The organism is Sulfodiicoccus acidiphilus (genome assembly GCF_003967175.1).
GTDB classification, from domain to species: domain Archaea; phylum Thermoproteota; class Thermoprotei_A; order Sulfolobales; family Sulfolobaceae; genus Sulfodiicoccus; species Sulfodiicoccus acidiphilus.
In genome coordinates this window covers 1,530,359-1,543,043 of the sequence record NZ_AP018553.1, presented here as the reverse complement: position 1 = coordinate 1,543,043, position 12,685 = coordinate 1,530,359, and the positions used below count along the sequence as shown (strand labels likewise).

Genomic DNA, 12,685 nt, shown 5'->3' with positions numbered 1-12,685 from the left:
GCCAATTTAATATCTTGTTTTTTACTTAACGTCGTGAAAAGTAAATCTAGCCCTTTCCCTTCACCACCGGAGTCACCTGAGTCCCCAACTTATCTATCGTGATCTCTACTACGTCCCCTTCCCTGAGATCTACGTCCCTTCCTGGGACTATACCGGTACCGGTAGAGAGCAGTGTGCCGTCTGGAACAGGATTGTCCCTAGTTAGGTACTTCACCTGTTCGTCTATCCTCCGCCTCATCCTGGAGGTGTTGGTCCTCCCAGAGAACACCTCTTTTCCTCCCCTGAGGATCCTCAGATTCACCTCCAGTGAATACGGATCTCCCACCTCGTCCGGCGTCACCAAGAAGGGCCCCACCGCGCAACTACCTGCATATATCTTGGACTGTGGGAGGTAAAGTGGATTCTCTGACTCTATGTCCCTGGCAGAGACGTCGTCAACCACGGTGAAGGCCAAGGGCCTCCCCGAAGACGACAACACTACGCCTAGTTCCGGCTCCGGGAGGGTCCAGCTGGAGTCGGACCTAACCCTAATAGGTTCCATGTGCCCTACGCACCTGTTCGCAGTCGCCTTGAAGAATATTTCTGGCCTCTCAGCGTTGTATACCATATCGTATATTGTCATCCCCTTGTCCTTGACGTCCTCTGTGTACCTCCCACGAGCTGCCTCGTAGGATATTCCAGCCCCCCACACCTCAGGTGGATCTAGGGGCTTGGTTATCTTCCAGCCCCCCATTCTCCTCTCGCGAGGAGGGAGTTAACGTCGATCGCGGCTTCCTCCCCACGGGAGGGACCGTCGAGGAGGGCTCGAACTACGTCGCCTTTCAAGAAGTAAACTTGAGTCCCGTCCAGCAAAAACGTACTAACTTCTCCGCCCTTGACTGCCCTGAAGAACTTCATGAATAACGGGCGGAGAGGGAGCTAAAAAAGGTGGGCCCTCACCTGTTAATAGCCCAAGTACACCGCCTTGTACCTCGTGAAGAAGTCCAAGGCTTCCTCTCCCATCTCCTTGTAAACGTCGTTCCCGGAGCCCTTGACTCCCCCGTAAGGTACCCACGGCTCCAGTCCCGTGGTGGGCTTGTTGATCTTTACTACACCAACTTTGGCGGCCCGAGAGAAGTCCGCTGCCTCGGATAGGTCGTCTGTGACGATCTCCGCGACTAGCCCGTACTCGGTCCCGTTGACTATGTCTAAGGCTTCGTCCATGTTCCTGTAACTCATCACGGAAAGTACGGGTCCGAATATCTCCTCCCTAGCGATCCTCATGTCACTTGTTACACCGTCAAATATTGTGGGCTGGACGAAGTACCCACGCTCGTGTTCAGCTCCCTTTAAGGGCTCCCCTCCGAGTACTAACTTAGCCCCCTCAGACTTCCCTACATCGATGTAGGAGAGGACCTTCTCGTACTGTTCCCTGCTGGCCAACGGCCCCACGTCTACGCCCTTCTTCAGACCGTTCCCTACAACGAGCCTCCTCGTCCTCTCAACAAGCTTCGAGAGCACGGAGTCATGTAGGTCCTCCGGGACTAAGAACCTCGACGTAGCTGTGCAGGCCTGTCCAGTGAGACCGAAAGCCGCCCTTACTACCTGTTCCACGGCTAGGTCCTGTTTTCCCTTCTTGGATAGGACGGTGGCGTTCTTGCCTCCCAGTTCCAGCTGTAGCCTAGTGAACCTGCCTCCCACCTTCTTCGCCACTTCCCTGCCGACCTGAAGCGAGCCTGTGAAGGTGATGGCGTCGAATTGATTGAGGCTAGTCATCTCGTCTCCCACAGTGCTCCCTGGACCGACGACAGTGTTCACGACCCCCTCTGGGAGTCCCGCCTCGTAGAGAGCCCTCACTAGCTCGGTGGCAACCACGGGGGTTATGGAGGCGGGCTTCCACACCACCGCGTTTCCTGTGGCGATAGCCGGAACTATCTTCCACGCAGGTAAGGAGAGGGGGAAGTTCCAGGGCGTTATTACCCCTATCACCCCAAGGGGTTCCCTATACGTCAGAATGGTTGTCCTCTGGTCCTGTGATGGTATGACCTTTCCCTCTTTAGTGGTGATGAGCCCGGCGTAGAACCTGAGGAGGTTTACCGTCCTCGTTACCTCGAAGGCACTGTCTTGGACTGTCTTACCCTCCTCCCTGGTGAGGAGCTCTGCCATTTTGTCGAACCTCGACTGCACTATTTCGGCCGCCCTGTAGAGGACGTTAGCCCTCTGCACTGGGAGCATGTTGGACCAAGTCTCGAATCCCTTCCTGGCCGCCTCTACCGCCGCCCCAACGTCCTCCCTCTTCATCAAGGGGAACTCCGCCACCAACTCAGAGGTGTCGGCGGGGTTTCTGATTTGGTAGTACTCCCTATCTTCCGGCACGATGTACTTCCCAATGAAGACGCCTGTTTTAGTCATAGTGAAGAATGTGGAGAAACTGAAATTTATATTTAGCAGCTTACACCGTTTTTATTCTGACCCTCACAGGTAAGTCGTCTCCAAGAACTGCACACTAGAAGTTCTCAAATTGATCACGTCCCAGATGGTGATGATGTCCTTGTGCGCCGGCTGCACTCAGGTTCCCAACACTAAAGTGACAGAGTGGGACCTGCTCCACCCCCCTATACCGTTGGTGAGCACGTTCCTGGCCCCTACGTTCCTGTGGCCAGCCATGTCGTTGAGCTGAAGGAGGGCCTCCTCCAACACCACGCCGCCACTCATGTAGGCCGGCTGACCCACGTTGAGGCTACCCCCTCCCGTGTTGGTTGGGAGGGTCCCCTTGTAGGTTAGGTCGGTCCTCTCTAAGAAAGACCCCACCTTCCCCTTCTCCACTACACCTATGTCCTCCAATTGCAACATCACAGTCACCGTGAAGGAGTCGTAGAGTTCTAGGGCGTCTACCTTGTGGAGGAACTCCCTCACCTGCCTCGACGACTCCGCGGCTGGAGTGGTGACTATGTCTGGCATTTCTGGAGGGAGTTCGTGCCAATGAGCCTCGCCGTAGCCCTTGATCTCCACAGACCTCATCTTGGAGGACCTCCTGGAGACTAGGAAGGCGTGAAACCCGTCGACAGGATACACCACCTCCAGTAAGTGCAGGGGCCAGGAGACGGTGGGTGAGCTGAGTACTCCCTCCACCGTGAGGGGATCCCTGTATAGCGCGGTTGGGTTAGCTCCGGCGTTGAATCTCTGGTAGACCGCGATCAAGGCCCTCTGTTGGTCAGTAGTTCCGAACAGTTTCGAGTGCCTAGCAGCCACTAGAGCGTAGTCCGTCACTGGGTTGAGGTCGACGTTGGTCCTGAGCAGCCAATCGAAGGGAGTGAGGGCAACTCCTCCCTCCACCCTGTCTATCGAATCCACCGTCACCCCCCTGCTCCTCACCTCGGATCCCTTACCTCCTACGAGACAGAGGACTACGTCGGCCTCTCCTCCCTTCACCGCCTTGTGGGCCCTGTAGATAGAGGCCATGGCCGAGGCCCCTCCGAAGTCTAGGACGTCTACGTACTTGGCCTTGATGTTGAGGGCCTGCCTAAGTTGGTTCGTGAAGAAGTGCCTGTAGGTTGCACCGTCCCACACCCCAGGAAGGAATGTACTCACTAGCCCGTCCACGTCCTTCCTCTCCATTCCTGCCGAGTCCAACGCTTTATCCACGACCTCGTTGGCCAAATCGAAGGCCGAGCCCTCGTACTTCTTATGTACGGACCCGGCGAAGCCGACGACACTCAAGCCCTGAACGCCCTCCTTAGAATCTTACCGCTTGCGGTCTTAGGCACCTCATCTACGAACTCCACCTCTCGAGGCACCTTGTAAGCCGCCAACCTCTCCCTGCAGAACAACTCGAGCTCCCTCTTGAGGGACTCGTTCCCTGAGTATCCATCCTTCAACTTCACGAACGCTTTGACTGTCTCCCCCCTGTAAGGGTCAGGTACCCCTACCACTGCAACCTCCTCAACAGCGGGATGAAGGTAGATCACCTCCTCCACTTCCCTGGGGTACACCTTGAAGCCAGAGGCGTTTATGAGATCCTTCTTCCTGTCTATTATGTAGACCCAGCCGTTGATTAGCTTGGCCACGTCCCCCGTGAGGAGCCAACCGTCCCTGAAGGTCTTGGCGTTGGCCTCAGGCTTGTTCCAGTAACCGTCAACCACCTGAGGACCCTTCACTGCTATCTCCCCTACCTCCTCACCGTCCACCAGCTCCGAATCTACCAGCTTAACCCACGTGTAGTAGACGGGAATTCCGGAGCTCACGACGTTAGTCTTGGGGTCGAGGGGAACGTCTCCCTCGTAGGGGTAGGGCCAGAGAGTCGCGGGAGACGTGGTCTCGGTGAGTCCCCAGGCCACGTATATCCAGCTCCCAGTCCCCTCTCTCCATTGCTTCTCTAGCGAGAGAGGTACTGCCATTCCACCGGAAGACCAGAGCCTCATCGACTTCAGATCCCTCCCCCTTAGCTTGGGGACCATAGCTATGAAGGCCGTAGCCGCCGCCATGGTCGCCGTCGTCTTCTCCTCCTCAACCGTAGAGAGCGCCAAGTCTGGATCGAACCTGTAGAAAAGCCTCAACGACGCACCTGAGAGTACCGACGTAGCTACGTGAAACACCAGTCCAGTAACGTGGAAGAGGGGAGCTGCACCGAGGACTTTGTCCTGAGGAGTGAACTTGAACCACTCCCTATATATCCAGGAACTTGCGTAGAGGTTCTTGTGCTTTATCACCGCCCCCTTGGGGTCCCCCGTCGTCCCCGACGTGTACACCAACAAGGCAACGTCCTCTGGGTCCTGGACCTCCACGTGGAAGGTGCTCCTGCCCTTGAGGTAGAGTCCCTCCTCGCAGCTCTCCACCTTCCACTTCTCCCTAACCTGGTCTGGGAGCGGGTGGAAGGTGTCAGGTGAGGTCTGGACTACCACCCTACCCTTGGCGGCCTCCCTCGCTTTAGATAGGGACTCACAGGTTGCCACAACTACCTTCGCGTCGGAATCCCTGAAGTAATACTCCAGTTCCCTGGGAGTGTACATTGGATTGAGAGGAACTAGGACCCCTCCCAGCTTCCACACGGCGTACTCAAGCACGACGAACTGCGGAACGTTCTGGGTTATGACGGCCACCCTATCCCCCTCTCAACGTAAGGAGAGAGCTGAGCTGCCACACCGTTGGAAATGCGGTCCAACTGCGAGTAGGACATCTCCTTTCCGAAGTAAGTGAGCGCCACCGAGTCTGGGGCCCTCCTCGTCGTCTCCTGGAGGACCTCCACCTGAGTCCTCATGGGTGACGGTGGTTAGCCGGAGATAAAAGTTTGTCAGATTACGTTTAAAGCGCCCTTCCACACGTGGTTAGGGAAAACTCGCCTTGGAAGATCCTGACCTCCTCCCCGCCCTGGGAGGGTTCCCCCTCCAGGGTGCTCGTCGTTCCCACCGTCTGGTCTACATACCCCGTTTTGTGGGCATTCGGGTGAATCAGGGGATTACCCGTTTGAACTGGGAACTTCGTCCACGACTTCTAGTCCATTGAAGGAGATGCTCCTCCCTCGTTTCCACTAGGCCCCCAATAGAGCTGGGAGAGGAGCGTCTTTAGAATCGCTGAAAGACACTAAGGAATAAGGAGATTTGAGTGCGAGGGGTATCCGTTCTCGCCTCATAGACGAGGCTTTCTCCCCCCCAACCCTCGTTGAGGTAAACCACTACCTCACACCATGGACTCCACCATAATGAGCTTCAACCCGAACCTGAAGCACATCCTCTGGAGGGCGGAGAAACTCTATTGGGACAGGGAGCCTGTCTCGAGGAACGAAGGTAACATAGAGAGGCGAACCTAAGCCCAGCTAGCGAGGAGAGTGAGGAAGCTCGCCAACGCTACTGTCCACGTCGGGAGGAGAGGTGGTAGGTTAGATGATGTGGAACACGAGGAGACACCTCGAGCTCTACCTTGCCGTGACCCTCTTGGGGAAAGTGCTCCACACCGGAAACGCGAGGTTTCACCCTTCCGATGCGGCCTACGTGATCGAGCTAGCCGCGGACGTGTTGGTGTTCTACGAGTTGGACCTGTGGGAGACAGTGTCTCTCCCGTCTAGGGAGCTACTAGACGTCGAGTTCTTCCCGTTGGACTCTGATTACAACTCGACCGTAGACTCACAGCCTGAGACGATATAAAGTAGGGTTTATTAAGGCAAGGAGAGAGAGGTACGCGATGACCACCGATCGAAAGGATCCAATAGGGATCATAGAGAAAATAGGGATCATAGAGGGTGTAGAGATAGGAGGGTTCTCCACTGTGCACGTGGCGAACGCCATAATGCAGTTAGAATCGGTGCTGGACGCTGTGATTGTGGGTGTGATGTTCGAAGGGGACATATTGCTGGGGTTTAAAGCCCTGGTAGTACCCAAGGGCGAGTTCAGGGGGAAATTGAGGGAGGAGGACGTCAGGAACTACCTAAAGTCTCTAAACAGGTTCCCAGAGGAGTGGCTGCCAGACAGAGTCATCTTCGTAGAGTCTATACCGAGGACAAGCACCGGGAATTTGGACAAGAAAGAGGTCATTAGGATCCTGTTCTCCGAGGGAAACAGCGGGAACAAGAAGGATACCTAGGTCTGTCCCGTTGAGGCCTCGAGAACTCGAGTTTGAGTTGCCCAAAGGGGATCAAAGGAGAGATTGCGTTCCACAGGAATACCGAGGGAAGAACGTTTTATTGGGGTGGATCGATCAGCCACTCTATGGGATTCGTTGACGCTCACACCCACCTATGGTTCAACGAAGTTGTGACTCCAGATATGCTCGAGAGATCTTCTTCCGTGGGACATCGGATACCTATCTTCTACAGGGAACAAGTGCTGCGCGAGATGGACGACGCTAACCTGGAGTACGTGGTAATCGTTGCCTATCCCATGAGGAAACTCTGGGGGGCCAAGGAGGATTTCCCGATAAGGACGTTGAGGGCTCTGAGGGACGTTCCAGACAGGTTCTCTGTAGTCGGAGGGGTAGAGGTGACTTCCCTAACCACTGAGGAGACCCTGAAGTGGCTGGGGGCCCAGTACGAAGCGGGGGTCTCGGGGTTCAAACTCCACCCGCCGCACATGTGGATCAAACCGAACGACTACAGGCCGGAGGAGAGGGGAGTCAAACAGTTGGAGGTGCTTTACCAGTTCGCTGAGGACCACTCCCTCCCCGTGATGATCCACACGGGGACGTCATCCTTTCTGCCGAGTAGGAACAAGTATGGCGATCCCGTCTTTGTGGACGACGTCGTCGTGGACTTCCCTCGTTTGAAGGTGATCTTGGCCCACATGGGGAGACCCAACTGGGTTGGTTCAGCCTTTCAGCTCGTGAGGATCAGGAAGAACCTATGGGGAGACGTCTCCAGCATACCTCCCAAGAGGTTGTTGAACTACCTTCCCCGTCTCGAGGAGGTGAGGGACAAGATGCTTTACGGCAGCGACGTTGGGGACCTCGGAGTGAAGGGACTCTCCTCGAACTTAGAGGAGTTCTTGCAGGTGAGTGTGAGCGAAGAGTCAAAGGTGTTGATGGCCAGCACAAACCCTCGTCAGATTTACCACAAGATCGAGAGATGAGCGTAGGGCCCTTGTAAAGGTATACTGAGTAGCTCAGTATACCTTATACAGCTACTCCCACCATCCCCGAATGTTATTTACGATTAAGGGTACCTGGCTCGCCCTTAATCCAGAACGTTTTTCACCAGTGGGCTCCAACGGATAGTCAACTTTCCCAGCTTTCATTCTTTATGAATTTATAAGCGTTATTCATTTATAAATATTTTAAATATATCCTTAGATCAGTCTCTAGCGAAGGTGTCCAATGAGTCGAACACTAGGTGACGCAACAATAACTGTAAAGGGTCTCGGAGTGGGATCCTAAAGGGTGAGGCTGATCCCCATTGAATGGTCCAGATATTTAGTCGCCTTTAGGCTTCGAGCTTCCCTATCGACTTACACGGAATGGAGAGTCGACCTGTCGAGAACGCTGAGGGCTTAGCGTTTAACTTGTGCAGCACCTTTCTTCCACTTCGACACGGAACTTTGACATGGAAAAGGAGTCCTCTCGGTTTTTCCGACAGACCGGGGGGAGAAGATTCCGAATCTCAATTGAGACTTTCCCTCTTCTCACTCCCCCGGAGGGGTTCCTTCAGAGCGGTTCATAACTCCCACTGTGGATTCGGGGTTACATCCCTCGGGAAGTAGTCGGGCGGCTCAGAGGACCCCCATAGAAGGGGACTCCACCCCCGGCTCCCTTAAGGGAGGGATGTTGATTGCTCCTCTCATTAGGCCCTCAGTAAAGCTGAGGGGGAGCCTCGTCAGCGTTATTGAAAATACTGAAAAACCACTCAAATGAGTGGCCATCCTCACCGGAGTCTTTCAGCCTTTTTTGAGTGAGGTGGTGTTTACCTTCCTATTCGTAGTCACTTCATGTCTCGTCTCAGTTCTGTGACCTCTCAATCCGCTCGTCCATTGATATTGGACAAGTTGAAAATAGACGCGGACGGTCTCAAATCCGCTTTTAGTACTTAAGATCAGAGTAAGGTTGTGAGGGGATTGGAAATCGAGGACACCGAGCTGAAAACACACTCAGAGTGCACATTCACGGTCCAGGTGTTATTATACCGCCAGGAGAGTAGAGCGCTCCAAATATCCTCCCGGTGAGGATCAACGCAATGTGGAAGGTGAGGCCAGATATGAGGAGGAGCACCCCCATGAAGTACAGGCTCGCGTGCATCGACCTACCGTACGCTACGGATATCCCTAGCCCGTTGGTGTAGCTCAGGGCCACCAACAACGTCAGGAGCAACCTCTCCACTCCCCCTATGTCTATGGGGGTGAACGCGAAAACGGAGCTGACGGAGGGAAGTTGGAAGAGTTTGTCCAAGATCCCAGTGATGGATATTAGGGCCGCCGAGACGCCGGCGCTCGCGGCTTGGAGGGCGTACATGGTACTCTCGAATGCCCTCCCGTTCTGTTCCCTCCTCGACCGCACGTTCAGTATGGAGTCCCCGACCTTGCTGAGCATCTCTCCCACCTCTTTTACTTTTCCCCCTAGAGTCACCGTGGTAGTGATCACCTTGTTCATCATCTGTATCAATACGCTCCCGGACTCGTCACCCAGGAGGGAAAGCACCTTGTCCTTGTCAACCCCCATTTCCAACCTCCTTATGGCCCTGACCACGAAGGGCCTGAGCGAACCGAGTTCCCCTCTCATGACACTGTACATGGACTCCCTGAGGTTACCTATCACACTGTAGTTCCTGGAGAAGTACCTCACGAAGAGGACGTAGTGTCTCTCCACGGAATTTATCCTGTTCTCCTTCACCCTGTACCAGAGCCCCATCGTGGTTAACAAGACTCCTGAGGCCATTACTACCTCGAAGTTCCCCACCAGGAAGGAAACACTTACCGTGACCATCACGACGAAGAGCGCCAAGTAGTTGTCCAGCCTGGACCTGACCACGTAGGTCTCCGGCTTGTAGAGAGAGTACATGAAAATGCCCATGGTCCCGGCCACGGCGACCACTGCCAGGAACACCAACCTTATGAGGGTCTCCCCAGCGCTGTAGAGGAGGGATATTATCGTGACGTCCGCCATTAGGAACACCAGGGAACTGTTGAGCGTCCCGAATATGGCGAGGAAGTTGTTCATGGACTCCAGTTTCCTCATCATATTGGCGTTGTACTCGCTTAGGGCCACGTCGACCTCCCTCGATAGGTAGGACTCCATGTTGTCCCCGAAGGCCACGGCCTGTCCGAACCTCACGAGGAACTCCTTGAATGGCGTCACAGTGACGAACCTACTTATCCTGTTGGCGGCTGATTGAAACTTGTACCTGTAGCCAGACACCAAAACCCTTATTCTCTTCATGTAGTCCCTGTAGGGGGAGAAGAACTTCTCGTCGGCAAGAATGTAGACCACCACCTCCGGAGGGACGCCTGAGGAGAACATGGCAACCATGTAGGCAACGACGAAGATGTACTTGGCGTCTATCTCCGTCTGGGTCCTAAGTCTGAACAGCCCTAATCGCCTCCTCCAGGCCGACTTGCCTGGCCCTCAGTATCCAGGCCCACACCTCGAAGTAATTGAACACCTTCCTGTCGACCAAGGACTTCAGGAACTCTGCCCTTCCCCTGAGCTCGTCGTAGAGAGTGTAGAGGTTCCTCCTATCGACTCCACGTTTCACGGCCACCTTGCTCTCTATGAGGTAGGAGGTACCCCTCCCGGCGAACTCTATCTGGTCCCTCACGGGGTCGTAGGTGAACACTGGGACGTATATGACGTCGTTAGTCACGGGATCCACGTCTATGAGCTCATCGACCTCTATGACCCTCCTCATCAGATTCCCCCTCTTGTCGTACAGAGCGGTCTGGAACAGTGCTATGTTGAGGTTGTTGATGTAAGTCTTAGGTACCTCTATCGGATAACCAGACAACCTCTGAATTAGGCTCCTCACGTTGGCTGAGTGGAAGGTGGCCATCACCGAGTGCCCCGTCTGCATCGCTTGGAAGGCCACGTTCCCCTCCTTGTCCCTTATCTCGCCCACTAGAATGTAGTTCGGCCTCTGTCTGAGGGCGGCCTTGAGCAGGTCGAACAGCTTTATCGTGCCCTCCCCTCCCGTGTCCCTCGTCACTTCAGCCACCCAGTTGCTGTGTGGGACGGTGAGTTCCGGGGTGTCCTCTATGGTGACTATCTTCAAGTTGGGAGGAATGAAGGCTGTGACGGCGTTGAGTGTAGTAGTCTTCCCTGAGGCCGTTTCCCCGCAGACGAACAAGTTCATCCCCTCATCGAGCATCATCCAGAGGTAGGCGGCCATGAGTGTGGATATCGTCCCAGAGGAGATCAGTTGAGTGATACTCAATGGTACCTTGCTGAACTTCCTAATTGTGAGGTTGGACCCCCTCCTGCTCACGTCGGTGCCGTAGACGAAGTTGACCCTGGACCCGTCGGGGAGGGACGCGTCGATTATGGGTCTGTTGTGAGACACTGGCCTGTAGCTCTTCTCGCTGAGGGAGACTATGAGGTCGTCCAGGACTCTCTCCTTCTCGAAAGATATGGAAGTCACCATTGGCCCGAGGACCTTGTGTACGATGTAGACCCTCCCTAGACCAGGTATTGTGATGTCCTCTATGTTGCTATCCCTTATGAGGGGCTCCAGAGGTCCGGCGTATAGCTTGTCCCTGACGAAGTGGTAGGCGACGTACTGTCTAGGGGTAGTCAGTCTAACCTTCCTGAACACTCCCTCCAACATCGACCTCATCAACTTCTCCTTGTCCTCGACCTTGGCCGGGGGATCCTTGGTCCCGGCCACCCTCGCGAACGCGTCCTCCACCGCCTCCATCTCCTGCTCGGAGGGCCTCGGAGGTTCAACCACCACGTATTGATTGTAGCCGTCCTCCGACTTTACGCTCCTGACGTGGACGTAAACCATGTCCGAGACCTTGTAAATCGCGTTGTACTGCCTCTCCCCTTTCAACACGCCGGGTGATTCGATCACCCTGGGCTCCTCGTCCAGTGACCTTAAGTACTTCAACAGGAAGTCCTCCATGGCTCACGCCCTCGATAACGAGAGGGGAACAATCTTTATCCCTAAGGAGGGGTCGACGTCGAACGAAAGTGCGTCGACTCCCGTCAGTCCTCCCACAGTCTTGACCTTCTCCATCACCTTGACCCTCCTTCCCCCTATGGTGGTGGACGAGAGGGTGTAGTATACGTCGACCTCGCTCTTCAACCTGCTGAGGAGGTCCTCCCTGAACACCTTCGGGTGGACGGTGAGGAGAACTAACTTCCCGCTACCCACGAATATCCTGCATTGCCTGAGGAAGTCCATGAGGTCCCTCTCTTCCACGAATGTCCCCAACACTGTGAAACTGTCGACTACGACGAAGTCCGTCGTCACCGAGCTCACGTAGTCCGTGAGAAGTCTCAACATCGTCCTCGTGACGGAGGAGTTCCAAGTGAACCTGCCGGTGTTTATGGGTACTATTCGGAGCTTTCCCCTCAGGAAGTACCTGGTCAGGTCAACCTTGACTTCCCTCATCTTCCTAAGGTAATCCAGCGTGAGGTGTTCGGTGGTGATCACGTGGCCCGTCTTCCCAGCGGAGAGGAAACCAAGTGCGAACTGAGCCGCCATGACGCTCTTCCCGGTCCCGTGATCCCCCTCCATCATGACCAGGGAAGGGAAGGGTACTCCCCCTAACCTACGGTCCAAGTCCTCGTTTCCAGTGCCGACTATCAAAGCGTTCCCCTCCACACAGCTCCTGGGCCGTAGTTTGAGTCCACGGTGAGGACAGCAGGCTCACCTGGATAGGGAGGATACGGTAGCTCCAGCGTGATCGTAGTTACACCGTCCGGCTCTAGGATGGAAGTGGCGTTCCATTGGTAAGGGGAGGCCTCCCCCCTCACGTAGCTGTAGTACGCAATGGACATGACGGGAACCCCGCTCACGTTCCCGTAGTACTGAAGGACGACAGAGAAGTGGGAGTACTGGTAAAGCGTCGTGGACCCGTTGTCAGAGACCACCACCCTCAGGGAGGTGCCCGACAACGCGACGGAACGGACCTGAAGTTGGGTGGAGAGCTGTTCCTCGTAGAGTCCCTGCCTCTCCTGCTGTGCCTGGGAATAGAGCTGTTGGTCCCTGAGGGCTGTAGCACCGTATATCACTGCGACGGATAACACGACGAACGCAATTAGGGAGAGCCCTATCACCTGAGAGAACCCCAAC

The 12,685-nt window shown here is 55.2% G+C and carries 12 protein-coding genes and 1 pseudogene; 4 read left to right on the top strand and 9 right to left on the bottom strand.

The genetic code is table 11. The annotated features are described in order from the left end of the window. Positions 1–46: 46 nt before the first annotated feature. From HS1genome_RS08205 to HS1genome_RS12740, 5 genes and pseudogenes are all read right to left on the bottom strand, one after another. Positions 47–897 (bottom strand): annotated as a pseudogene (locus tag HS1genome_RS08205) (fumarylacetoacetate hydrolase family protein). 45 nt (positions 898–942) lie between these two features. Further along, positions 943–2,391 carry an aldehyde dehydrogenase family protein gene (locus tag HS1genome_RS08195; protein WP_126450358.1) on the bottom strand — a complete coding sequence of 483 codons (1,449 nt, stop codon included), beginning with the start codon at positions 2,389–2,391 and terminating at the stop codon, positions 943–945. A gap of 156 nt (positions 2,392–2,547) precedes the next feature. Next, the gene (locus tag HS1genome_RS08190; RefSeq protein WP_126450357.1) at positions 2,548–3,699 is read right to left on the bottom strand and encodes a thiolase family protein; all 1,152 of its coding nucleotides are present in this window, start codon (positions 3,697–3,699) and stop codon (positions 2,548–2,550) included. Beyond that, entirely contained in the window at positions 3,696–5,078 is a 1,383-nt protein-coding gene (locus HS1genome_RS08185) for an AMP-binding protein (protein ID WP_232018744.1), read from the bottom strand. Before HS1genome_RS08185 ends, HS1genome_RS08190 begins: the two co-directional genes overlap by 4 nt. Next, on the bottom strand, positions 5,066–5,236 hold the full coding sequence (locus HS1genome_RS12740) for a hypothetical protein (protein ID WP_232018743.1): 171 nt from the start codon (positions 5,234–5,236) through the stop codon (positions 5,066–5,068). The genes HS1genome_RS08185 and HS1genome_RS12740 overlap by 13 nt, the downstream gene beginning before the upstream one ends. A gap of 426 nt (positions 5,237–5,662) precedes the next feature. Between HS1genome_RS12740 and HS1genome_RS13070 the strand changes: the two genes are divergently transcribed. From HS1genome_RS13070 to HS1genome_RS08175, 4 genes are all read left to right on the top strand, one after another. Continuing rightward, the gene (locus HS1genome_RS13070; RefSeq protein WP_268243600.1) at positions 5,663–5,785 is read left to right on the top strand and encodes a hypothetical protein; all 123 of its coding nucleotides are present in this window, start codon (positions 5,663–5,665) and stop codon (positions 5,783–5,785) included. Between the two features lie 73 nt (positions 5,786–5,858). Beyond that, positions 5,859–6,119, top strand: a complete 261-nt coding sequence (locus tag HS1genome_RS12735) for a hypothetical protein (RefSeq protein WP_229768099.1) — start codon at positions 5,859–5,861, stop codon at positions 6,117–6,119. 37 nt (positions 6,120–6,156) lie between these two features. After that, complete coding sequence (locus tag HS1genome_RS12730; RefSeq protein ID WP_229768100.1) at positions 6,157–6,555, top strand: AMP-binding enzyme; 399 nt, start codon at positions 6,157–6,159, stop codon at positions 6,553–6,555. Positions 6,556–6,680: 125 nt separating this feature from the next. After that, on the top strand, positions 6,681–7,535 hold the full coding sequence (locus HS1genome_RS08175; protein WP_126450356.1) for an amidohydrolase family protein: 855 nt from the start codon (positions 6,681–6,683) through the stop codon (positions 7,533–7,535). A 1,024-nt stretch (positions 7,536–8,559) separates the two neighbouring features. Here the strand turns inward: HS1genome_RS08175 and HS1genome_RS08170 are convergent. The 4 genes from HS1genome_RS08170 to HS1genome_RS08155 are packed head-to-tail and all read right to left on the bottom strand — an operon-like array spanning position 8,560 to position 12,684. Next, positions 8,560–9,939, bottom strand: a complete 1,380-nt coding sequence (locus HS1genome_RS08170) for a type II secretion system F family protein (protein ID WP_269470942.1) — start codon at positions 9,937–9,939, stop codon at positions 8,560–8,562. A gap of 28 nt (positions 9,940–9,967) precedes the next feature. Then, positions 9,968–11,509 (bottom strand): type II/IV secretion system ATPase subunit, encoded by a 1,542-nt coding sequence (locus tag HS1genome_RS08165; protein WP_126450354.1) that lies wholly within the window; start codon positions 11,507–11,509, stop codon positions 9,968–9,970. Positions 11,510–11,512: 3 nt separating this feature from the next. Further along, the gene (locus HS1genome_RS08160; RefSeq protein WP_126450353.1) at positions 11,513–12,214 is read right to left on the bottom strand and encodes an ATPase domain-containing protein; all 702 of its coding nucleotides are present in this window, start codon (positions 12,212–12,214) and stop codon (positions 11,513–11,515) included. Further along, positions 12,196–12,684: a flagellar protein F gene (locus HS1genome_RS08155; RefSeq protein ID WP_126450352.1), complete on the bottom strand. Its 489-nt coding sequence runs from the start codon at positions 12,682–12,684 to the stop codon at positions 12,196–12,198. The genes HS1genome_RS08160 and HS1genome_RS08155 overlap by 19 nt, the downstream gene beginning before the upstream one ends. Position 12,685 lies beyond the last annotated feature (1 nt).